This window comes from Pseudomonas sp. MF08875 (genome assembly GCF_059862525.1).
Genome location: NZ_JCBCUW010000002.1, coordinates 175,951 through 197,595, shown reverse-complemented (window position 1 = coordinate 197,595; position 21,645 = coordinate 175,951). Strand labels below are relative to the sequence as shown.

The following is a 21,645-nucleotide window of genomic DNA, read 5'->3' as shown; positions in this document are numbered from 1 at the left end:
AGTTGAACTGTGGGAGCTGGCCTGCCCGCTCCTAAAGGGGCAACTACACCTGCGCCGTACGCAATTTCTCGCTGCGCCCACGCAGCCATTCCAGGGTCAGCAGCAGGATCACCGAGAAGGCGATCAGCATCGTCGCGGCGGCGGCGATGGTAGGGCTGAGGTTTTCGCGGATGCCACTGAACATCTGCCGCGGCAGGGTCGCTTGCTCGGGGCCAGCGAGGAACAGGGTCACCACCACTTCATCGAAGGAGGTGGCAAAGGCGAACAGCGCCCCGGAAATCACCCCCGGCGCGATCAGCGGCAGGGTCACCCGGCGGAACGCGGTGAGCGGCGAGGCGCCCAGGCTGGCCGCCGCTCGCACCAGGTTGTGGTTAAACCCCTGCAAGGTCGCCGACACGGTGATGATGACAAAGGGCACACCCAGCACCGCATGCACCACGATCAACGAGAAGAAGCTGTTGCCCAGGCCCAGCGGGGCGAAGAACAGGTAACTCGCCACGCCGATAATCACCACCGGCACCACCATCGGCGAAATCACCAGGGCCATCACCAGTGCCTTGCCGGGGAAGTCGCCACGGGTCAGGCCAATCGCCGCCAACGTGCCGAAGATCATGGCCAGCACCGTCGCCGCCGGGGCGACGATGATGCTGTTTTTCAGGGCGCGCATCCATTCGGCCGAGGCGAAGAAGTCCTGGTACCAGTGCAGGGAGAAACCCTGCAACGGGTACACCAGGAAACTGCCGGAGTTGAACGACAGCGGAATAATCACCAGCACCGGCAGGATCAGGAACAACAGGATCAGCCCGCAAAGAATGCGCAAGCTGTAGAACCACACCCGTTCGATGGGCGACATGTAGGGGCTCAGCATTTCATTCTCCTCAGGTTCAGCTCAGGCGCAGGCGACTGGCGCCCACCAACCAGCTGTAGATCAGGTACAACACGATGGTCGCCAGCAGCAACAGGCCGCCGAGCGCGGTCGCCATGCCCCAGTTGATGCTGGTGTTGGTGTAGAACGCGACGAAGTAGCTGACCATCTGATCGTTGGGGCTGCCCAGCAGCGCCGGGGTGATGTAGTAGCCGATAGCCAAGATGAACACCAACAGGCACCCGGCGCCCACACCGGCGTAGGTCTGTGGGAAGTACACCCGCCAGAAACTGGCGAACGGATGGCAACCCAGGGAAATCGCCGCGCGCATGTAGGTCGGGGAGATACCCTTCATCACGCTGTAGATCGGCAAAATCATGAACGGCAGCAGGATGTGCACCATCGAGATGTACACGCCGACCCGGTTGAACACCAACTCCAGGGGTTTATCGATCACCCCCATGGCCATCAATGCGCCATTTATCAGCCCGCCCGATTGCAGCAGCACGATCCACGCTGCCACTCGCACCAACACGGAGGTCCAGAACGGCAGCAGCACCAGGATCATCAACAGGTTGCTCTGGCGTGCCGGCAAGTTGGCCAGCAGGTAGGCCAGCGGATAGGCCAGCACCAGGCAGATGGCGGTAATCACCAGGCCCATCCAGAAGGTGCGCGCGAAGATATCCAGGTAAATCGCCTGGTCGGGCGTGGCCGGGGCCACTTCGCCGAGGTCGTCGATGCGGTGGTCCACCGCCGCCAACAGGTAGTACGGGGTCAGGCTGCTGGTGTTGCGGCGGATCGCCTGCCAGTAGGCCGGGTCGCCCCAGCGCTCATCCAGGGCTTCCATCGCATCTTTATACGAGGCCGGTGGCGTGGCGAACGGCAACGCCCGGGCGGTTTTGGTCAGCAGGCTGCGGTAGCCGGCCAACTCCATGTTCAGGCGCTTGGACAGATCGCCCAGGGTTTGATTCTTGCGTGCTTGCGCCAGGTCTTCGCTGGCAGCCTGGTACACCGCCTCGCCGGGCAAGCCACGGCCATCCCAACCGGCCACTGCCACCACGGTACGCGGTAAGCCGGCGACCACTTCCGGGTTGCCGACGCTTTTGTAGAGCAGCGCCACGATCGGCACCAGGAACACCAGCAACAGAAACAGCACCAATGGCGCGATCAGGGCCTGGGCCTTCCAGCGGTTAAGCCGCTCGGCCCGGGCCAGGCGCTGCTTGAGGTTGGGGCTGGTGACCTCGTTCAAGGGAACGGCGATGGCCATGGCGAACTCCACAAATCTTTGATCGTTGCCCAGGCGGACCGCCCGGGTATGGTTGGCTGCTTCGTCCCACTGTGGGCGCGAGCAGGGCTCGCTCCCACAGCAACACCCAAGCTTTAAGCGTTACTTAGCCGCCCAGGAGTTGAAGCGTTGCTCCAGTTGCTCGCCGTTGTCGGCCCAGAAGCTGACGTCGATCTGCACCTGGTTGGCGATGTTTTCCGGGGTGGTAGGCATGTCCTTGAGGATGTCCTTGTCCAGCAGCGGCACAGCCTGGGTGTTCGCCGGGCCGTAGGCGATGTTCTGCGAGTAGGTCTTCTGCTGCTGAGGCTGCACGGAGAAGGCGATGAATTTCTTCGCCGCGTCGGCGCGTTCCTTGCTCAGGCCACGGGGGATGGCCCAGGCGTCGAAGTCGTAGATGCCGCCGTTCCACACCACTTTCAGGTTGCTTTCCTTCTGTACCGCAGCGATCCGGCCGTTGTAGGCCGAGCTCATCACCACGTCACCGGAGGCCAGGTACTGCGGCGGCTGGGCGCCCGCTTCCCACCACTGGATGCTGGGCTTGAGTTCGTCGAGTTTCTTGAAGGCGCGGTCCTGGCCATCCTTGCCGGCCAGTACTTTGTAGACGTCCTTGGGCGCGACGCCGTCGGCCATCAGCGCGAATTCCAGGGTGTACTTAGCGCCTTTGCGCAGGCCACGTTTGCCCGGGAACTGCTTGGTGTCCCAGAAATCCGCCCAACTGGTGGGCGCGGTTTTCAGCTTGTCGGCGTTGTACGCCATCACCGTCGACCACACGAAGAAGCCCACGCCGCAAGGCTGGATCGCGCCTTTGACGAAGTCTTCGGCCTTGCCCGCCAGTGCTGGGTCCAGGGGCTCGAACATGTCTTCATCGCAACCGCGCGACAGCTCCGGCGACTCGACTTCCACTAGGTCCCACGACACGCTCTTGGTATCGACCATGGCCTTGACCTTGGCCATTTCGCCGTTGTACTCGCCGGCCACAATCTTGCCGTGGCCCGCCGCTTCCCAGGGTGCGTAGAAGGCTTTGACCTGCGCTGCCTTGTTCGCCCCGCCAAAGGACACCACGGTCAGGTCCGGGCCTGCCGCCATCGCGTGTGCCGCACCGATCATGCCCATGACCAGGGCGCTGAATTTCAGGGATCTCAACATTTATTGTTCTCTCCACGTGCAGGGTTGGGGGTAAAGCCTGTGGGCGATCAGTTCGCCTCTAGAAGTGGGTCGAGCGCGCGAACGTGCTCCACCTGCCAGCCAAGCGGAACCACATCGCCGACTGCCAGCGTCGGGTCCAGTTCGGCAATCGGTTGTTTCACGAAGAAGTCGGTCTTGCCGCAGACTTCCAAGCGAACGCGGACGTGGTCGCCCAAGTAGATGAACTCGGCCACCCGCCCGGAAAAACGGTTGGTGCAGCTGGCGCTGGCGCCGTTGAGGCTGACCCGCTCCGGGCGCACCGACAGGGTCACCGGCTCGCCAGGCTTGCCGACGTTCACCGCCAGCGCCTCGACCTTCTCGCCACGGCCCAGTTCGACCACGCAGCGCTCGCCGTCCTGGCTGTGCAAGCGGCCATTGAGGCGGTTGTTTTCGCCGATGAAGTTGGCGACGAAGGTGTTCTTGGGCTCTTCGTAGAGGGTGCGCGGGGCGGCGATCTGTTGGATTTCGCCCTGGTGGAACACCGCTACCCGGTCCGACATGGTCAGGGCTTCGCCCTGGTCGTGGGTCACGTACACCACGGTCAGGCCGAGGCGCTCGTGCAGGTGCTTGATTTCCATCTGCATGTGTTCGCGCAGTTGTTTGTCCAACGCGCCGAGGGGTTCGTCCATCAGCACCAGTTGCGGCTCGAACACCAACGCCCGGGCCAGTGCAACCCGCTGCTGCTGGCCACCGGAGAGTTGCGCCGGGTAGCGCTGGGCGAAGGCATCGAGTTGCACCATGCTCAGCACCCGTTTGACCCGCTCGCTGGTGTCGGTCTTGTTGAAACCGCGCACCGACAGTGGGAACGCCAGGTTCTCGGCCACGGTCATGTGGGGGAACAGCGCGTAGTTCTGGAACACCATGCCGATATCGCGCTTGTGCGGCGGCACGTTGTTGATGGCGCGCCCGGCGAGCTGGATCTCGCCGCTGGTGGGCGTCTCGAACCCGGCCAACATCATCAGGCTGGTGGTTTTGCCCGACCCCGAAGGCCCGAGCAGGGTGAGGAACTCGCCCTTGCGGATTTCCAGGTTGAGGTCTTTGACGATCAGGTTCTCGCCGTCATAGCTCTTTTGCACGCCACGAAAGCTGACCAGCACGTCATTGGCCACAGCGCTTGAATCGACCTCGCTCATACCCGCACCTTTTGTTCTTGATCGTTGGGACTGCCATGGACCCAGACTAGAGGAGGCGCAAACACCGGCAAATCGGGGCGTAGGAGAGATTCGCCTAGGCCCTATGGAAATTTCAGTGTAGGGAACGCCCTACACGGATGGCGGGATTAGGTAAGAGCAGACGCACGTATTGAGCGGCAAGCTGCAAGCGCGGGGGGTTGGGGGATGTCGCAAATGGATAACTGAGAGATTTTTTGTGGGAGCGAGCCTGCTGGCGATGGCGTCCTCAGCCCACCTGCTATCTACAGCAGCTTGTGTTCCATGGCGTACTTCACCAGTTCGGCCAGGGAGGTGATGTTGAGTTTCTGCATCAACCGCGCCTTGTGGGTACTGATGGTCTTGCTGCTCAGGGCCAGTTGCTGGGCGATGTCGTTGACGTTGGCGCCCTGGGCCAGGCGCTCGAACACCGAGAATTCGCGCTCGGACAACAACGAATGCAGGGGCCGCGAGTCCGTCAGGCCCACCTCGAAAACCATGCGGTCGGCCAGATCCGGGTCGATGTAGCGCCCGCCCGCCGCCACCTTGCGGATGGCCGTGAGCAGCAGCGCCGGGTCGCTGTCCTTGGTGGCGTACCCGGCCGCGCCCACCTTCAACGCCCGCGCGGCCATTTGCGCTTCGTCGTGCATGGACAACACCAGGATCGCCGGCGGGTTGTTCAGCGCACGGATCCGCGGGATCGCCTCCAAGCCATTGACGCCGGGCATGGAGATATCCAGCAGCACCACTTCGCAGGGCACGTGGCGTAGGGTTTCGAGCAACTGCTCGCCATTGCTCGCCTCCCCCACCACCAGCAAGTCCTTGGCCAGGCCAATCAACTGCTTGATGCCCTCACGCACGATGGTGTGGTCTTCGGCTACCAGTACACGGATCACAGGGGTTTCCTTTTATTGGTCTGATGGCGAGTACCGCTTCGTAGGGGAGATGAGCGGCTGTGGGGGCACCTACCCATCCACCGGCACCCGCACACTCAAGGTCGTACCCTCCCCCGGTTCGCTGTCCAGGTTCAGGCTACCGCCCATAATCAGCACCCGTTCGCGCATACCTACCACACCAAAAGATGTTGGCCTACCGAGAGGGGCGATGAATCCTACGCCGTCATCGCTGACGCAGAGGCACAAATCACCACCCTCCAGGGTCAATGTCAATTCGACAGTATGCGCTTGAGCGTGGCGCATGACGTTGGTCAATGCCTCCTGAAGGATGCGGAACAAGCCAATGGCCTTGGCGTCGCTGAGGGCCGGCAGGTTGTCCGGCACCTGCACCAGGCACGGGATCTGGGTGCGCGCCTCGAACCGGCGCGCCTGCCATTCAATGGCCGAAGCGATCCCGGCATCGAGGATCGGTGGGCGCAGCGCCGTGGCCACGTCGCGCACCAGTTGGAAGAGCTGGGCGATCAGGCGTTTCATGCTGTTGAGGCGTTCGTGTAGCCCCGGGTCGAGCTGGGCGTAGGCCAGTTCGCACATGGAGGTTTCCAGCTTCAGCACGGTGAGCATCTGCCCCAGTTCGTCGTGCACTTCCCGGGCGATCCGGGCTTTTTCTTCTTCGCGCACGCTCTCCAGGTGCGCCGACAACTCGCGCAATTGCTCGCGGGAGCTGGCCAGCTCCAGCTCGATGCGCTTGCTCTCGCTGATGTCCCAGACGATGCCGTCCCACACCACCGCGCCATCCTCCAGGCGCCGGGTGATGGCCTTGATCTCGGCCCAGCGCTGGCCGCCCTGGCGGGTGACGATACGGCCCTGCCACGACCAGTCGCTGTCGGTGTCCAGGGCCTGGTCCTGGGTGCGGTGATAACTGGCCTTGTCGTCGGGGTGGACGAGGCTGCGCAAGCCCATGTCGCGATGGCGCAGCACGGCCGGCGAGTAACCCACCAGGCTCTCGCTGCCTTCGCTGATGTAGGCAAAGTCGATCTGGCCGGTCACCGGCGCCCGCTCCAGGCGGAACACCAACCCCGGCACGTTCGCCGCGATGCCTTGCAGCCGCGCGTCGCTCTCCTGCAACGCGGCGAGGGCGCGGCGGCGCTCGGTGACGTCGTTGAGGTACACCACCAGGTATTCGCCGCCGCCAAAGCGCAAGAAACTCAGGGAAACGTCCGCCGGCAGAATGCTGCCATCGGCGCGCACGCAGTTGCTCTCAAAGGTTTGCGGCCCGTCCTCGCTGGCGCGGGCGCGCTTCCACAGGGTCAACCAGCGGTCCATGTGCAGGCCCGGCTCAAAGTCGATCAGCGGCCGGTCGATCACACCGCCGTCGGGGTAGCCGAGCATGGTTTGCGCCGCCCGGTTGGCGTAGCGCACGTGGCTGTCCCAATTGACCCAGAGGATGCCCACGGTGCTTTGGTCGATGGAAAACTGGGTCAGGCGCAGCGCTTCTTCGCTGGCCTCGCGCTGGGCAATATCGGCCTTGGCCGCCAGCAGGCGTTGCTCCAGGCTGTGCTGCTGGCGCCGCTGCCACGTCACGATGGCCATGCAGCTGAGCAGCAACGCCCCCAGCAACAGGCACAGGTTCTGCCAAAACCCGCGGGATTCGGTCAGGCGCGGGTACTTGGGTTGCAGCCAGCGGTTGTGCAGTTGCTCCAGGTTGCGCGCAGGGATGGCGTGCAGTGCGCTTTCGACAACCGCCGAGAGCTGCGGCCAGTCGCGGCGCGTGGCGATACGCAGCAACTGCGGCAAACCGATATCACCGACCACCGCCAACCCGGCGAACTCCGGCTCCACCGACAGGCGGCTGAGCTGCGCCTCGTCCACCACCGCGTAGCGCGCCTGCTGGCTAAGCAGCAGTTGCAGGGCCTGGCGCTCCAGCGGCACGCCTTGCAGGTTGAGGTGGCTGTAGGTGGTGCGCAAATAGTCGGCCACGGTGCTGGGCATGCGCACGGCGACGCGGGCCTGGTTGTCGAGTTTCTCCAGCTCCACCGCGCCGGCGCCCTTGCCCTCGCTGACGATCAACTGCGCCACACGCATGTAGGGGTCGGAAAAATGCCACAAACGCAGGCCCGCCGGGGTCTGGCTTAGGCCCGGGGCGAGGTCGATTTCGCCGTTGCGCACCGCCGCGTCCAGTTGCGCCTGGTCGTTGAAGTTGCGCCAGGTAAGTTCCACCTCCAGGGACTTGGCCAGCCACTGCATCAGTTCCACGTTGGCCCCGGACAGGCGTTGCAGGCGCCGGTCGAATTGCGCGTAAGGCGCTTGCAGCACCACGCCCACGCGCAGCTCGCGGTGCTCGGCCAGCCATTGGCGCTGCTCGGCATTCAACGGCGCCAACGCCACGGGTGGCTCGGGCGCGGCCCACGCCATCAAGGGAAAAACAAAACAGCCGATAACCCAAAGGCAGCAATAACGCATCATCTGAACGCTCGCACACTGACAAATACTGACCAACCCATTAGGCTGCCGGGAATATTTCTGGCCTGGAAAATCCGATGCCCCCTGTCTACCGCTCGGCACTGCCAGCATTGTGCCTGTCGCTGATCCTGCCCTGTGCCTTTTCCGTGCAGGCCGCCGACCCAGCGCCCGCCGCCACGGAAAAACCCGTCGAAGAACCAGCCCCCCAGCGCCAGCCGCTGCTAGAGCGTAGTCAGGAAGATGCCGCCGCACTTGAGCGAATTATTCCCGCCCAGGAGCAGCAACAGCTACAAACCGGTAGCGATACTTTCCTGGCCCTGTGGAAACCGGCCAACGCCGGCGAGCCCAAGGGCGCGGTGATTATCGTCCCAGGCGCGGGCGAAACGGCTGACTGGCCGCAAGTTATCGGCCCTTTGCGCACCAAATTGCCCGATGCCGCGTGGAGCAGCCTGAGCCTGACCCTGCCTGACCTGTTGAGCAACGCCAGCCAAGCCCGGGTGGTAGAAGCCGCCCCGCCCGCCGTAAGCGCCGACACCAGCAGCAAGGACGCTGCCACCGCGCCGCCCATCGAACAGGCTGCCGGCGGTGAAGCGCCCCTGGCTGACAGCCCCGAACCGGTCACCGACACGATCAAGGCCGACGCCGAGCGCATCTTCGCCCGCATCGACGCCGCCATCGCCTACGCCGAGCAGCAAAACGCCCGCAGCATCGTGCTACTGGGCCACGGCACCGGCGCCTATTGGGCGGCCCGCTACCTGAGCGAAAAACAACCGCCGCAAATCGAAAAACTGCTGATGATCGCCGCCAAGGCCCCGATCAACGCCCAGCCGCCTCTGGTCGAGCTGACCCCAACCCTGAAAGTAGCCATCGCCGATATTTTCTACAAAGACACCGAGCTGGCGCGCAGCGCCGCCCGGGAACGCGCCCAGGCCAGCAAGCGCAGCAAGTCCGCGAACTTCAAGCAGATCACCCTCAAGACCCTGCCCGGCAACAGCACCGCCGAACAGGAACAACTGTTCCGCCGGGTGCGGGGTTGGTTGAGCCCGCAGCCAACGCAAGGTTGATTCAAAACACGGTGGGAAACTGTCTTGCCACTGCCAGTGCCGCTATCGCGAGCAGGCTCGTTCCCACAGAGGAAAATGAACATCCCATCTACACGTGGGAGCCGGCCTTGCCCGCGATAAGGCCGGCACAGCCAAGCCCAACCACCGCTATCGCGAGCGGGCTCCCACACACACTCGCGCGCACCTGACCTACCGAAAATCCCGGCGCTGGCGAATCATCGTATAGGCGCTGTGCAAGTCGCGGGTTTTCTCCGTCGCCTCGCGCACTTGCTGCGCCGTGGCGCCGGTGCCGGCGACCTTGTCCGGGTGATGGCGGCTGAGCAGGCGCCGGTAGGCGCGTTTGATCTGCGCAGGCTCAGTGGTGGAGGTTACGCCCAGCAGGCGCAACGCCTCCTGATAAGTCCCGGTACTGTGGGTAAGCGGTTTGCGCTGCGGGTCGTATTCACTGGCCAGCGCCTGCACCTGCTGCGGCGTCCAGCCCAGCCACTTGCCCCACGCCGCGATCAACTCACGCTCGGCGGCGCCCACCCGGCCATCGGCCCAAACCATGCGCCAACACGCGCGCAACACGCCCTCGGCCGCGTGGGGCTGGGCCCGCAAGTGGCGCAGATAGCCTCGCAGGCGATCCCCTCCAGCCTTGCCGCGATTGAACGCCGCAATAGCACGCTTCTGCGCCGGCTCGCTCAGGCTCAGGGCGCGCATTTCCTGGCGTGCCTGCTGGATATGGCCATCGACGACCTGGCCGTCACTCTTGGCCAAACGCCCCAGCAACACGAACAACAATTCGTCATTGCGCAGCGCCGGGCGCCCGCCCAACCGCTCGCGCACATGGGCCCAACTGTGCAGTTGCAGGCGCCGGTCCAGCGCCTGCCCCAATAAAGCGCCCAACATGGCCCCCGGAATGCTGGCAATGGCAAAACCCGCTCCGGCTCCAATCAGAGTCCCTGGCCACAACATCTCAGCGCCTCGCTTGCAGCAGGAGTTCAGCCTGGGCCAAACGTTCAGGCGTGCCCACATCCACCCATTGGCCTTGCAGGTGTTCGCCACTCACCAGGCCCTGGGCCATGGCGCTGCGCAACAGCGGCGCCAGCTTGAACGGCCCAGCCTCGCAACCGGCGAACAAGCGCGGGTGGAGCACCGAAATGCCGCTGAAGGTCAGCGCGGTCGAGCCCGGTGTAGCGTCGTGGATGCGGCCGTTTTCCAGGCAGAAGTCACCGCCGCTGGGGTGATGGGGCGGGTTGTCCACCATCACCAAGTGCGCCAACCCTTGCAGCGGCCGACGCAGGGCGCGCAAGTCGTAGTCGGTCCAGATATCGCCGTTGACCACCGCGAACGGCTCATCGCCCAACAGCGCCAAGGCGCGGAAAATCCCACCGCCGGTTTCCAGCGGCTCACCTTCGGGGGAATAGCGGATGCTCAAGCCCAAGCGCTGGCCATCGCCCAGGTAGTCTTCGATTTGCTGGCCGAGCCAGGCGTGGTTAATCACGATTTCGCGAAAGCCCGCCGCCGCCAGCGCCCGCAGGTGATGCTCGATCAACGGCACGCCGCCCAACGGGATCAGCGGCTTGGGCGTGGTCAGGGTCAAGGGCCGCATGCGCTCGCCCTTGCCCGCCGCCAGGATCATCGCCTTCATCGCGCCGCTCCAGCGCGCAGGCTCGCGAGCAACTCACCCAGTTGCGCCAGCTCCGGCCGGCGGGCCAGCACCGCTTCTATATAAGAGAAGAAGCGCGGCACATCCGCCAGGTAGCGCGGCTTGCCGTCGCGGTGGCAGATGCGGGCAAAAATGCCGATCACTTTCAAATGGCGTTGCACGCCCATCAGGTCGCTGGCCCGCAGGAAATCATCAAACTGCGCCTGCACCGCAATGCCCAGGTTGGCGGCCTGCTGCCAGTAATCCTTGAGCCAGCCTTCCACCCGCGCCTGGGGCCAACTGAGAAAGGCGTCCTTGAACAGGCACGTCACGTCGTAAGTCACCGGGCCGTAGACCGCGTCCTGAAAATCCAGCACCCCCGGGTTGGGTTCGCTCAGCATCAGGTTGCGCGGCATAAAGTCGCGGTGCACCAGAACCTTGGGCTGGGCCAGGGCGCTGTCGATCAGCAGGTCACTGGCCTCTTGCCACAAGGCCTGCTGACGCGCATCGAACACCACGCCCAGCTCGCGCTTGACGTACCACTCGGGGAATAACTCCAACTCCCGGCGCAACAACGCCACGTCGTAACTGGGCAGCGGCTCGTCCATCGGCAACTGCTGCAAGGCCAGCAACGCCTGCAAGGCATCCTTGAACAGCGCATCGGCATTTTCGCCGTCGATCACATCCAGGTAGGTCTGGTTGCCCAGGTCATTGAGCAAAAGAAAACCGCGCGCCAGGTCTTGGGCGTAAATTTTCGGCACGTTAATGCCCGATTTCGCCAACATCGCGGCGATATCCACGAAGGGTTTGCAGTTTTCCTGGGGCGGCGGCGCGTCCATGACCACAAAGCTGCGGCCCTCGCCTTGCCAACGGAAATAACGGCGAAAACTCGCGTCGCTGCTGGCCGCGGTCAACGTGGCCGGGGGCACGGCACCCCAACCTTGGGCGCTGAACAACATTGCCAACTGCTCATCGAGCCAAACTTTCAGGTGTTGCAAGCGTACATCTTGGTCAGGCATTACAAGGGTCTCCGACGGCGCTAGCCGTCAAGCGGGTCATGCTTTATTATCCAGCATCTTTTTCAGACCATCGAGAGGCGTGCGGCCCACACCGCGGGCAGATGGCACGCAGGAAGCCCGGACTAATAAGATGGCATTGAAATCCCCCGCGTTTCGTAAAAAATTTCCGTTGTTGGTTACCGGCAGTCTGCTGGCCCTGCAACCTCTAGCCACTTCGTTCGTGGTCGCCGCGGAACAGTATGACTGCTCAGTCTCTGCTTCGGGTGCCTGGGACTGCGCGCCTAAAGCTCCAGCGGCTCAACTGCCGCCGCGCCCCGTGCATGACGGTGCCGCGCTCAGTTCGGGCGGCGACAGCCCGGCCGGCACCAGCAGCGGTGGCGAAACCGCCGCCCAAACTACGCTGGTTACCGAAGCCAAAGGCCGCGGCCTTAAGTCGCGCAGTGCCGACTACAGCCACCTGGACTGGGTCCCGCGTGAACAACTGACCGCCGCGCAACTGGCCGAGACCGGTCCTTATTGCTCTGGTTCCTATATCGAACCGATTCGTCCTGGCATGAATGACAAGACGAATAAAAGTGATGCCCCGACCTTCATCGGCGCCAAGGCATCGCGTTACGAGCAGGAACAACAGGTCGCGACCCTGGCCGGTGACGTCGTCATGCGCCAGGGCAGCATGCAGGTGGAGGCCGACGAGGCCAACCTGTATCAGGCCGAAAACCGTGGTGAACTCAACGGCAACGTGCGCGTCCGTGACAACGGTGCCCTGCTGGTGGGCGACCACGCCGACATCCAGCTCGACACCGGCGAAGCCAAGGTCGACAACGCCGAGTACGTGCTGCACAAGTCGCGTATCCGCGGCAGCGCGCTGTACGCCAAGCGTGCCGAGAACGCGATCATCCGCCTCAAGGATGGTACGTACACCTCGTGCGAACCCAACAGCAACGCCTGGCAGCTCAAAGGCAACAACATCACCCTGAACCCGGCCACTGGCTTCGGCACCGCGACCAACGTCACGCTGCGCGTCAAGGACATCCCGGTTCTGTACACCCCGTACATCTACTTCCCGATCGATGACCGTCGCCAGTCCGGCTTCCTGCCGCCGACCATCGGCAGCGGCAGCGACACGGGCTTTATGCTCGTCACGCCGTACTACTTCAACATCGCGCCCAACTACGATGCCACGTTGTACCCGCGCTACATGAGCAAACGCGGCCTGTTGATGGAAGGCGAATTCCGCTACCTGACCAAAAGCAGCGAAGGTCAGTTCGGCGCCGCGTACCTCAACGACGACAACGACGACCGCAAGAAGCAGTCCGACTCCGAGAAGACCCGCTACCTGCTCAACTGGCAGCACAAGGGTGGTCTTGATTCGCGCGTCATGACCGAGGTCGATTACACCAAGATCAGCGACCCGTACTACTTCCAGGACCTGCAAAGCGATCAGATCGGCGTAGACAGCCGTACCTTTATCAACCAGCAAGGCGCCGTGACCTACCGTGGCGACAATTACGCCGCCCGGATCAACGCCCAGGCCTACGAGTTGGCGACGGTTTCCAACATCACGCCGTACAACCGCTTGCCGCAGATCACCTTCAATGGTGCGCTGCCCTATCACCCGAGCGGGTTGAACTTTGCCTACAACACGGAAATCGTGCGGTTTGATCGTGATCTTCAGAACGGCACTTACTTTGATGAAAACGGCGGCCCATTTAACGCTGTAACTGGCGAAGCCATTGGCGCACCGCGTATCGATCGAAACGTGCGCGGCTTGGCACGCGCCAACGGCACACGTCTGGACCTGGAGCCGACCGTCAGCCTGCCGCTGAACTGGTCCTATGGCTTCATCAAACCTGCACTCAAGTACAAGTACACCCAGTACGACCTGGATCTAGACGGCACCGGCAAAGGCCAGGTTGCAGCACAAAATGCTGAAGGCGACCGCCTCAACGGCACCTACAGCAGCAACCAGAACCGTGGCGTACCTATCGCCAGTGTGGACAGCGGCCTGTACTTCGACCGCAGCACCCAGTGGTTCGGCAAGAACTATCGCCAAACCCTAGAGCCTCGCCTGTTCTACCTCTATGTGCCTGAGGAAGACCAAAGCGACATACCTGTCTTCGACACCAGCGAAAGCACCTTCAACTACGCCTCGCTGTTCCGTGACAACCGTTTCACCGGTTCCGACCGTGTGGGCGATGAGAACAAGCTGTCCCTGGGCGTAACCAACCGCTGGATCGAAGACAACGGCTTTGAGCGCCAGCGCATCAGCATCGGCCAGGCCCTGTACTTCAAGGACCGCGAAGTTCAATTGCCAGGTGTCGATTTCAAGGATCGTGCCGACGCACAGTCCAACGTCTCGCCTTACGCACTGGAATACGAGTTCCGCTTCAACCGCGACTGGCGCACCACCGCCGACTACAACTGGGACCCGGATAGCGGCAGCCCACGTTCCGGCAGCGCGATGTTCCACTACCAGCCGGAAGACAACCCGAACAAGGTCATCAACGCCGGTTATCGCTATCGCAACGACCAGATCCGCTATGACCAGAACAGCGGTACCTGGAAGTTTGGCGGCGACTACGGCACACCTGGCACTGCAGGCTATGTGAAGGACTACTACAAGATCCAACAGCACGACTTCTCGGTGATCTGGCCGATCGTGCCGCAGTGGAACGCCATCAGCCGCTGGCAGTATGACTACAACCGCAACCGTACCCTGGAAGCCTTCGGTGGTTTCGAGTACGACAACTGCTGCTGGAAACTGCGCCTGATTAGCCGTTACTGGGTCAAGTACGACGAATTCAGCCAGGAAGCCCCGGAAAACGAACGTGGCGACCATGGCATCTTCCTCCAAATTGTTCTCAAGGGACTCGGCGGCGTGACCGGCGCCAAAGTAGAGAGCTTCCTCGACCAAGGCATCCAAGGTTATCGTGAACGTGAAGACCAAGCTTTCTGATTCTCTGCGCCCGCTGATGCTGGGCGCGCTGTTCCTGGGCACGGCCGCCAACGCCGCCGTGCAGTCCATCGACAGAGTCGTGGCCATCGTCGACAACGACGTGGTGATGCAGAGCCAACTGGACCAGCGTGTCCACGAAGTGCAGCAAACCATCGCCAAGCGCGGTGCCGGCCTGCCGCCTCCGGGCGTGTTGGACCAGCAAGTGCTGGAGCGCCTGATCGTCGAAAACCTGCAACTGCAGATCGGCGAACGCTCCGGCATCCGCATCACCGACGAAGAACTGAACCAGGCCATCGGCACCATCGCTCAGCGCAACAACATGAGCGTCGAGCAGTTCCGCGCCGCACTGGCCCGCGACGGTCTGTCTTATGAAGACGCCCGCGACCAGGTGCGCCGCGAGATGATTATCAGCCGTGTGCGCCAGCGCCGCGTGGCTGAGCGTGTGCAGGTCACCGAACAGGAAGTGAAGAACTTCCTCGCCTCGGACCTGGGCAAGATGCAGCTCTCCGAAGAGTTCCGCCTGGCCAACATCCTCATCCCGACACCAGAAAGCGCCAACTCCGAAGCCATTCAGGCCGCAGCACGCCAGGCTGGCGACGTGTATCAGCAACTCAAGCAAGGCGCTGACTTTGGTCAGTTGGCCATTGCTAAGTCCGCCAGTGAAACCGCGCTGGAAGGCGGCGATATGGGCTGGCGCAAGGCCGCACAATTGCCACCGCCGTTCGACCGCATGCTCAGCACCATGGCCGTGGGCGACGTGACCGAGCCGATGCGCACACCGGGCGGTTTCATCATCCTGAAGATCCTCGACAAGCGTGGCGGTGAAGCTCAGGTCCGTGACGAAGTGCATGTGCGCCACATCCTGATTAAACCGAGCGAAATCCGCAGCGAAGAAGAAACCAAGCGCCTGACGCAGAAGCTCTACGACCGCATCGTAGCGGGCGAAGACTTCACCGAACTGGCGAAGAACTTCTCCGAAGACCCGGGTTCTGCGTTGCACGGCGGCGATCTCAACTGGATCGACCCCAACGCCCTGGTGCCCGAGTTCCGCGAAGTGATGGCCAAGACCCCGCAAGGTCAGCTGTCCAAGCCGTTCAAGAGCCCTTATGGCTGGCACGTCCTGGAAGTCCTTGGCCGCCGCGCCACCGACAGCACCAACCAGGCCCGCGAGCAGCAAGCGATGACCGTGCTGCGTAACCGCAAATACGACGAAGAGCTGCAAACCTGGCTGCGCCAGATCCGCGACGAAGCCTACGTTGAAATCAAACTGCCTGGCGCCGACCAGGCGCAGCAGTGAAACCCAAGCGTTTCGCGCTGACACCCGGCGAGCCGGCGGGCATTGGTCCAGACCTGTGCCTGTTGCTCGCCTCGCAACCCCAGCCACATCCCCTGATCGCCATCACCAGCCGCGACCTGCTCCTTGAGCGGGCCGCGCAACTGGGCGTGGTTGTCGATTTACTGCCCGTCGCACCGGGCAACTGGCCCGACAGCCCTGCCCCCGCCAACAGCCTCTATGTGTGGGACACCCCGCTACAGGCCAAGGTCGTGGCCGGACAGCTGAACCAAGCCAACGCAGCGTTCGTCCTCGAAACCCTGACACGTGCAGCCCAAGGCTGCGTCGATGGGTATTTCGCAGCGATGATTACGGCGCCCGTGCACAAAGGCGTTATTAATGAAGCGGGCATCCCGTTTTCCGGCCACACAGAGTTCCTCGCCGACCTGACCCACACTGAGCAAGTGGTGATGATGCTGGCGACCCACGGTTTGCGTGTGGCGCTGGTGACCACTCACCTGCCCCTGCGCCAGGTGGCCGATGCGATCACCGCGCAGCGCCTGGAGCGGGTCACGCGGATTCTGCACACCGACCTGCAACAAAAATTCGGCATTGCCCGGCCACGTATCCTGGTCTGCGGGCTCAACCCCCATGCCGGTGAAGGTGGACACCTGGGCCATGAAGAAATCGACATCATCGAACCCACCCTGGAGCGTCTGCGCACCGAAGGTATGGACCTGCGCGGTCCCCTGCCCGCCGACACTCTGTTTACCCCCAAATATCTGGAGCACTGCGACGCAGTGCTGGCGATGTACCACGACCAGGGCCTGCCCGTACTGAAATACAAAGGTTTCGGCGCGGCAGTCAACGTGACCCTCGGCCTGCCGATCATCCGCACCTCAGTCGACCACGGCACTGCCCTGGATCTGGCCGGCAGCGGCAAAATCGACACCGGCAGCCTGAAAGTCGCCCTGCAAACCGCCTACCAGATGGCCGAGACTTGTTTATGACCGAGCACTACCAACACCGGGCGCGCAAGCGCTTTGGCCAGAACTTCCTGCACGATGCCGGCGTTATCGACCGCATTTTGCGGGCCATCAACGCCAAACCCGACAATCGCCTGCTGGAAATCGGCCCGGGCCAGGGTGCCTTGACCGAAGGCCTGCTCAACAGCGGCGGCCAGCTTGATGTGGTGGAACTGGACAAAGACCTGATCCCGATCCTCAACCAGCAGTTCGCCGGCAAAAGCAATTTCAACCTGCACCAGGGCGATGCGCTGAAGTTCGACTTCACCAGCCTCAACGCCGCGCCCGGCAGCCTGCGGGTGGTGGGCAACCTGCCGTACAACATCTCCACGCCGCTGATTTTTCACCTGCTGAATAACGCCAGCCTGATCCGCGACATGCACTTCATGCTGCAAAAGGAAGTGGTCGAACGCCTCGCGGCCGGGCCTGGCGGCGGTGACTGGGGTCGTTTGTCGATCATGGTTCAGTACCACTGCAAGGTCGAACACCTGTTCAACGTCGGCCCAGGGGCGTTCAACCCGCCGCCTAAAGTCGACTCGGCCATCGTGCGCCTGGTGCCCCACGCCGTGCTGCCGCATCCGGCCAAGGACCACCGCATGCTCGAACGGGTCGTTCGCGAAGCCTTCAACCAGCGCCGCAAAACCTTGCGCAACACCCTGAAAAACCTGCTCAGCACCGACGAGATCCAAGCCTGCGGCGTTGACGGCAGCCTACGCCCGGAGCAACTGGACCTCGCGGCGTTCGTGCGCCTGGCCGATGCCCTGAGCGATCAACTCGCTGCAGCCCCGCGCGCCGACTGACAAGGCGCCCGCGTGATCGGGTAAGACACCAGGCCTCATGTCTGGTTTACTACCCGATACTTGGCCTAGACTGACTCAACCAGTCCTGTCCCGCGCTCCGCTTTGCTTCCTAAGGCCTTTTGCATGTCCGATCCTCGTTATCAGGTCGACGTCAGCGTCGTCACCCGCTTTCTGGCAGAACAATCGCAACCCGAGCAAAACCGCTTTGCCTTCGCCTACACCATCACCGTGCACAACAATGGCCAACTCCCGGCCAAATTGCTGTCGCGGCATTGGGTCATTACCGACGGCGACGGTCATGTCGAAGAAGTTCGTGGCGCTGGCGTGGTGGGTCAGCAACCGCTGATCGCCGCCGGCCAAAGCCACACCTACAGCAGCGGCACGGTAATGACTACCCGCGTGGGCAACATGCAGGGCAGTTACCAGATGCTCGCCGAAGACGGCAAACACTTCGACGCCATCATCGCGCCCTTTCGCCTGGTGGTGCCCGGAGCCCTGCATTAATGGCGACCTACGCTGTCGGTGACCTGCAAGGATGCCTGGAACCTCTCAAATGCCTACTCGACCAAGTCAGCTTCGACCCAGCCAAGGATCGCTTGTGGCTGGTCGGTGACCTGGTCAACCGCGGCCCTGAGTCGCTGCAAACCCTGCGTTTCCTGTACAGCATCCGCCAGTCCCTGGTGTGTGTGCTGGGCAACCATGACCTGCACCTGCTGGCGGTCGGCCATAACATCGAGCGCCTGAAAAAGGGCGATACCCTGCGCGAAATCCTCGAAGCCCCGGATCGCCCTGAACTGCTGGAATGGCTGCGCCAACAAAAACTGATGCACTACGACGAGCAGCGCAACATCGCCCTCGTACATGCCGGCATCGCGCCACAGTGGAGCCTGAAAAAGGCCCTCAAGTGCGCAGCGGAAGTCGAGCAAGCCCTGCGCGACGACAGTCTCGTCGCCCCCTACCTCGACGGCATGTATGGCAACGAGCCAAGCAAATGGGACAACGACCTCAAGGGCGTGACCCGCCTGCGGGTTATCACCAACTACTTCACCCGCATGCGCTTTTGCACCGCCGAAGGCAAGCTCGACCTCAAGGGCAAGGAAGGCGCCGACACCGCGCCGCCGGGTTACGCGCCATGGTTTCGCCATAAAGACCGCAAGACCCAAGACGTGAAAATCATCTTCGGCCATTGGGCGGCGCTCGAAGGCCAATGCAACGAGCCCGGCATCTTCGCCCTCGACACCGGGTGCGTGTGGGGCGGCGCCATGACCCTGCTCAATATCGACACTGGCGAGCGCCTGAGCTGCGACTGCGACGCCGAAGGCCATGCCAAGGCCGCCCAACCCACCCCTCACGTCCAGGCTGCGGTAAAACGCTGACCGCGCCCCCACCCGAACCTAGGAGCCCGCCATGAGCGAATTCAAACGCATCCCTCCCGAACAAGCCCAGACTCTGCGCGCGCAAGGCGCGGTCGTGGTCGATATCCGCGACCCGCAAATCTATGCAGCGGACCACATCAACGGTGCCAAGCACCTGGATAATCACTCCATCAGCGACTTCATCCGCGGCGCCGACCTCGACGCCCCCACGGTGGTTGTCTGCTATCACGGCAACTCCAGCCAAAGTGCTGCGGCCTATCTGGTCAGCCAGGGTTTCTCGGACGTCTACAGCCTGGATGGCGGTTTTGAACTGTGGCGTGCGACTTATCCGACAGAAACCGAGCCAAGCCCCCAGGAATAATTTTTTACAGCGCTGCAGCCCACGCCCGCCGTGGGCTGACGAACGGTAGGCGCGAACTAATTGTGTATTCGCCCTTGACCTCCCGGATTCCGAACTATCCTTAGCCACAGGCCATCCAAAACAGGGGAGAGCCGGTACACCGGCGTGTGGGTCATCGGGATTAGCTTTCCAGATCGAAAGCTTTGAAGGTGTTCTGGGGGGATAAGCAGCCACTGCGTTTGCGGGGGCTCACCAGCATCGACTGACTGATCCGACGTCGGCTCCACGTATCGAGCGAGGTGACGTCATGAGTATTTTTAGCCACTTCCAACAACGCTTCGAGTCCACACGCCAGGAAGAATTCTCCCTTCAGGAGTACCTGGAACTGTGCAAGAAGGATCGCAGCGCCTACGCCTCTGCCGCCGAACGCCTGCTACTGGCCATCGGCGAACCGGAGTTGCTGGACACCTCGACCAACTCACGGTTGTCGCGGATCTTCTCCAACAAAGTGATCCGGCGCTACCCGGCGTTTGAAGACTTCCACGGCATGGAAGAGTGCATCGACCAAATCGTTTCCTACTTCCGCCACGCGGCCCAGGGCCTGGAAGAGAAAAAGCAAATCCTCTACCTGCTGGGCCCTGTCGGGGGCGGCAAGTCTTCCCTGGCGGAAAAACTCAAGCAACTGATCGAAAAAGTACCCTTCTATGCCATCAAGGGCTCACCGGTTTTCGAGTCTCCGCTGGGGCTGTTCAACGCCACCGAAGATGGCCAGATCCTCGAAGAGGACTTCGGCATCCCACGACGCTACGTAAACACCATCATGTCGCCCTGGGCTACCAAGCGCCTGGCCGAGTTCGGCGGCGACATCAGCCAATTCCGCGTGGTCAAGCTGTACCCTTCGGTCCTCAACCAGATCGCCGTCGCCAAAACCGAACCGGGCGATGAAAACAACCAGGACATTTCCGCCCTGGTGGGTAAGGTGGACATTCGCAAACTGGAGGAATACCCACAGAACGACGCCGACGCCTACAGCTACTCGGGCGCGCTGTGCCGGGCCAACCAGGGCCTGATGGAATTCGTCGAGATGTTCAAGGCGCCGATCAAGGTGTTGCACCCCCTACTCACCGCCACCCAGGAAGGCAACTACAACAGTACCGAAGGCCTGGGGGCGATTCCGTTCACCGGCATCCTGCTGGCCCACTCCAACGAATCGGAGTGGCACACCTTCCGCAACAACAAGAACAACGAAGCCTTCATCGACCGTATCTACATCGTCAAAGTCCCTTACTGCCTGCGGGTCAGCGACGAAGTGAAGATCTACGACAAGTTGCTCTTCAACAGCTCCCTGTCCAAAGCCCATTGCGCCCCCGACACCTTGAAGATGCTCGCGCAGTTCACCGTGCTGTCACGCCTCAAGGAGCCGGAAAACTCCAACATCTACTCCAAAATGCGCGTCTACGACGGAGAGAACCTCAAGGACACCGACCCGAAAGCCAAGTCCATCCAGGAGTACCGCGACAGCGCCGGCGTTGACGAAGGCATGAACGGCCTCTCGACCCGGTTCGCGTTCAAGATCCTGTCCAAAGTCTTCAACTTCGACCCCCACGAAATCGCCGCCAACCCGGTTCATTTGCTGTACGTGCTGGAACAACAGATCGAACAGGAACAATTCCAGGCAGAAACCCGCGAACGCTATCTGCGCTTCCTCAAGGAGTACCTGGCGCCGCGCTACATCGAATTCATTGGCAAAGAGATCCAGACCGCGTACCTGGAGTCCTACAGCGAATATGGGCAAAACATCTTCGACCGCTACGTGCTCTATGCCGATTTCTGGATTCAGGACCAGGAGTACCGCGACCCGGAAACCGGCGAGATCCTCAACCGCGTCGCACTGAACGAAGAACTGGAAAAAATCGAAAAGCCGGCCGGCATCAGCAATCCGAAGGATTTCCGCAACGAAATCGTCAACTTCGTCCTACGCGCACGGGCCAACAACAACGGCAAAAACCCAACCTGGCTCAGCTACGAAAAACTGCGGGTGGTGATCGAGAAGAAAATGTTCTCCAACACCGAGGATCTGCTGCCGGTCATCAGTTTCAACGCCAAGGCCAGCAAAGAGGACCAACAAAAACACAACGACTTCGTCACACGCATGGTCGAGCGCGGTTATACCGACAAACAGGTGCGGCTGCTTTCTGAGTGGTATCTGCGGGTCAGAAAATCGCAGTGAAGCAGTTGCAAGCTCCAAGCCACAAGTTGCAAGGAAACAGGCTGTAGCCCAGACATGCGGGCATTTGCTTCACCTTGCAACTTGCAGCTCACA

The 21,645-nt window shown here is 62.2% G+C and carries 18 protein-coding genes; 9 read left to right on the top strand and 9 right to left on the bottom strand.

Features of this window, described 5'->3' with window-relative positions; all coding sequences use genetic code 11:
- Positions 1-43: 43 nt before the first annotated feature.
- From AC19YT_RS02190 to AC19YT_RS02165, 6 genes are all read right to left on the bottom strand, one after another.
- A complete protein-coding gene (locus AC19YT_RS02190) occupies positions 44-868 on the bottom strand; it encodes an ABC transporter permease (protein WP_095108975.1) in 825 nt (274 codons plus the stop codon).
- Positions 869-884: 16 nt separating this feature from the next.
- Positions 885-2,132 (bottom strand): ABC transporter permease, encoded by a 1,248-nt coding sequence (locus AC19YT_RS02185; RefSeq protein WP_095108974.1) that lies wholly within the window; start codon positions 2,130-2,132, stop codon positions 885-887.
- Positions 2,133-2,252: 120 nt separating this feature from the next.
- The gene (locus AC19YT_RS02180; protein WP_095108973.1) at positions 2,253-3,296 is read right to left on the bottom strand and encodes an ABC transporter substrate-binding protein; all 1,044 of its coding nucleotides are present in this window, start codon (positions 3,294-3,296) and stop codon (positions 2,253-2,255) included.
- Between the two features lie 47 nt (positions 3,297-3,343).
- Complete coding sequence (locus tag AC19YT_RS02175) at positions 3,344-4,468, bottom strand: ABC transporter ATP-binding protein (RefSeq protein ID WP_500597231.1); 1,125 nt, start codon at positions 4,466-4,468, stop codon at positions 3,344-3,346.
- Between the two features lie 281 nt (positions 4,469-4,749).
- On the bottom strand, positions 4,750-5,379 hold the full coding sequence (locus tag AC19YT_RS02170; protein WP_003210977.1) for a response regulator: 630 nt from the start codon (positions 5,377-5,379) through the stop codon (positions 4,750-4,752).
- A 69-nt stretch (positions 5,380-5,448) separates the two neighbouring features.
- Positions 5,449-7,842, bottom strand: coding sequence for a PAS domain-containing sensor histidine kinase (locus AC19YT_RS02165; RefSeq protein ID WP_095108971.1), 2,394 nt, complete (start codon positions 7,840-7,842; stop codon positions 5,449-5,451).
- A 74-nt stretch (positions 7,843-7,916) separates the two neighbouring features.
- On the opposite strand from AC19YT_RS02165, the gene AC19YT_RS02160 reads away from it, so the two are divergent.
- Positions 7,917-8,903: an alpha/beta hydrolase family protein gene (locus AC19YT_RS02160; protein WP_500609633.1), complete on the top strand. Its 987-nt coding sequence runs from the start codon at positions 7,917-7,919 to the stop codon at positions 8,901-8,903.
- 189 nt (positions 8,904-9,092) lie between these two features.
- Here AC19YT_RS02160 and AC19YT_RS02155 read toward each other — a convergent pair whose 3' ends face one another.
- Genes AC19YT_RS02155 through AC19YT_RS02145 form a run of 3 tightly spaced genes read right to left on the bottom strand, consistent with a single transcriptional unit; the run spans position 9,093 to position 11,552 of the window.
- A complete protein-coding gene (locus AC19YT_RS02155; protein WP_500609632.1) occupies positions 9,093-9,860 on the bottom strand; it encodes a TerB family tellurite resistance protein in 768 nt (255 codons plus the stop codon).
- A gap of 1 nt (position 9,861) precedes the next feature.
- A complete protein-coding gene (murU, locus tag AC19YT_RS02150; protein WP_500597237.1) occupies positions 9,862-10,536 on the bottom strand; it encodes an N-acetylmuramate alpha-1-phosphate uridylyltransferase MurU in 675 nt (224 codons plus the stop codon).
- On the bottom strand, positions 10,533-11,552 hold the full coding sequence (locus AC19YT_RS02145; protein ID WP_500609631.1) for an aminoglycoside phosphotransferase family protein: 1,020 nt from the start codon (positions 11,550-11,552) through the stop codon (positions 10,533-10,535). The genes murU and AC19YT_RS02145 overlap by 4 nt, the downstream gene beginning before the upstream one ends.
- Before the next feature lie 130 nt (positions 11,553-11,682).
- Between AC19YT_RS02145 and AC19YT_RS02140 the strand changes: the two genes are divergently transcribed.
- From AC19YT_RS02140 to AC19YT_RS02105, 8 genes are all read left to right on the top strand, one after another.
- Complete coding sequence (locus AC19YT_RS02140; protein ID WP_500609630.1) at positions 11,683-14,508, top strand: LPS-assembly protein LptD; 2,826 nt, start codon at positions 11,683-11,685, stop codon at positions 14,506-14,508.
- A complete protein-coding gene (gene surA, locus AC19YT_RS02135; RefSeq protein ID WP_141233976.1) occupies positions 14,489-15,805 on the top strand; it encodes a peptidylprolyl isomerase SurA in 1,317 nt (438 codons plus the stop codon). Before AC19YT_RS02140 ends, surA begins: the two co-directional genes overlap by 20 nt.
- Positions 15,802-16,791: a 4-hydroxythreonine-4-phosphate dehydrogenase PdxA gene (gene pdxA, locus AC19YT_RS02130; protein WP_095108965.1), complete on the top strand. Its 990-nt coding sequence runs from the start codon at positions 15,802-15,804 to the stop codon at positions 16,789-16,791. Before surA ends, pdxA begins: the two co-directional genes overlap by 4 nt.
- Positions 16,788-17,606 carry a 16S rRNA (adenine(1518)-N(6)/adenine(1519)-N(6))-dimethyltransferase RsmA gene (rsmA, locus tag AC19YT_RS02125; RefSeq protein WP_500609629.1) on the top strand — a complete coding sequence of 273 codons (819 nt, stop codon included), beginning with the start codon at positions 16,788-16,790 and terminating at the stop codon, positions 17,604-17,606. Before pdxA ends, rsmA begins: the two co-directional genes overlap by 4 nt.
- Positions 17,607-17,729: 123 nt before the next feature.
- Positions 17,730-18,110, top strand: a complete 381-nt coding sequence (apaG, locus tag AC19YT_RS02120) for a Co2+/Mg2+ efflux facilitator ApaG/CorD (RefSeq protein WP_500609628.1) — start codon at positions 17,730-17,732, stop codon at positions 18,108-18,110.
- The gene (locus AC19YT_RS02115) at positions 18,110-18,982 is read left to right on the top strand and encodes a symmetrical bis(5'-nucleosyl)-tetraphosphatase (protein ID WP_095108962.1); all 873 of its coding nucleotides are present in this window, start codon (positions 18,110-18,112) and stop codon (positions 18,980-18,982) included. The genes apaG and AC19YT_RS02115 overlap by 1 nt, the downstream gene beginning before the upstream one ends.
- Positions 18,983-19,013: 31 nt before the next feature.
- The gene (gene glpE / locus AC19YT_RS02110) at positions 19,014-19,343 is read left to right on the top strand and encodes a thiosulfate sulfurtransferase GlpE (protein WP_095108961.1); all 330 of its coding nucleotides are present in this window, start codon (positions 19,014-19,016) and stop codon (positions 19,341-19,343) included.
- Positions 19,344-19,629: 286 nt separating this feature from the next.
- Positions 19,630-21,552 carry a PrkA family serine protein kinase gene (locus AC19YT_RS02105; RefSeq protein ID WP_095108960.1) on the top strand — a complete coding sequence of 641 codons (1,923 nt, stop codon included), beginning with the start codon at positions 19,630-19,632 and terminating at the stop codon, positions 21,550-21,552.
- The last annotated feature ends 93 nt before the right edge of the window (positions 21,553-21,645 follow it).

Bases quoted from the DNA above. Each gene is read 5' to 3' on its own strand.
- AC19YT_RS02190 (WP_095108975.1), bottom strand. From the start codon at position 868: ATGCTGAGCCCCTACATGTCGCCCATCGAACGGGTGTGGTTCTACAGC.
- AC19YT_RS02185 (WP_095108974.1), bottom strand. From the start codon at position 2,132: ATGGCCATCGCCGTTCCCTTGAACGAGGTCACCAGCCCCAACCTCAAG.
- AC19YT_RS02180 (WP_095108973.1), bottom strand. From the start codon at position 3,296: ATGTTGAGATCCCTGAAATTCAGCGCCCTGGTCATGGGCATGATCGGT.
- AC19YT_RS02175 (WP_500597231.1), bottom strand. From the start codon at position 4,468: ATGAGCGAGGTCGATTCAAGCGCTGTGGCCAATGACGTGCTGGTCAGC.
- AC19YT_RS02165 (WP_095108971.1), bottom strand. From the start codon at position 7,842: ATGATGCGTTATTGCTGCCTTTGGGTTATCGGCTGTTTTGTTTTTCCC.
- AC19YT_RS02160 (WP_500609633.1), top strand. From the start codon at position 7,917: ATGCCCCCTGTCTACCGCTCGGCACTGCCAGCATTGTGCCTGTCGCTG.
- AC19YT_RS02155 (WP_500609632.1), bottom strand. From the start codon at position 9,860: ATGTTGTGGCCAGGGACTCTGATTGGAGCCGGAGCGGGTTTTGCCATT.
- murU (WP_500597237.1), bottom strand. From the start codon at position 10,536: ATGAAGGCGATGATCCTGGCGGCGGGCAAGGGCGAGCGCATGCGGCCC.
- AC19YT_RS02145 (WP_500609631.1), bottom strand. From the start codon at position 11,552: ATGCCTGACCAAGATGTACGCTTGCAACACCTGAAAGTTTGGCTCGAT.
- AC19YT_RS02140 (WP_500609630.1), top strand. From the start codon at position 11,683: ATGGCATTGAAATCCCCCGCGTTTCGTAAAAAATTTCCGTTGTTGGTT.
- rsmA (WP_500609629.1), top strand. From the start codon at position 16,788: ATGACCGAGCACTACCAACACCGGGCGCGCAAGCGCTTTGGCCAGAAC.
- apaG (WP_500609628.1), top strand. From the start codon at position 17,730: ATGTCCGATCCTCGTTATCAGGTCGACGTCAGCGTCGTCACCCGCTTT.
- AC19YT_RS02115 (WP_095108962.1), top strand. From the start codon at position 18,110: ATGGCGACCTACGCTGTCGGTGACCTGCAAGGATGCCTGGAACCTCTC.
- glpE (WP_095108961.1), top strand. From the start codon at position 19,014: ATGAGCGAATTCAAACGCATCCCTCCCGAACAAGCCCAGACTCTGCGC.
- AC19YT_RS02105 (WP_095108960.1), top strand. From the start codon at position 19,630: ATGAGTATTTTTAGCCACTTCCAACAACGCTTCGAGTCCACACGCCAG.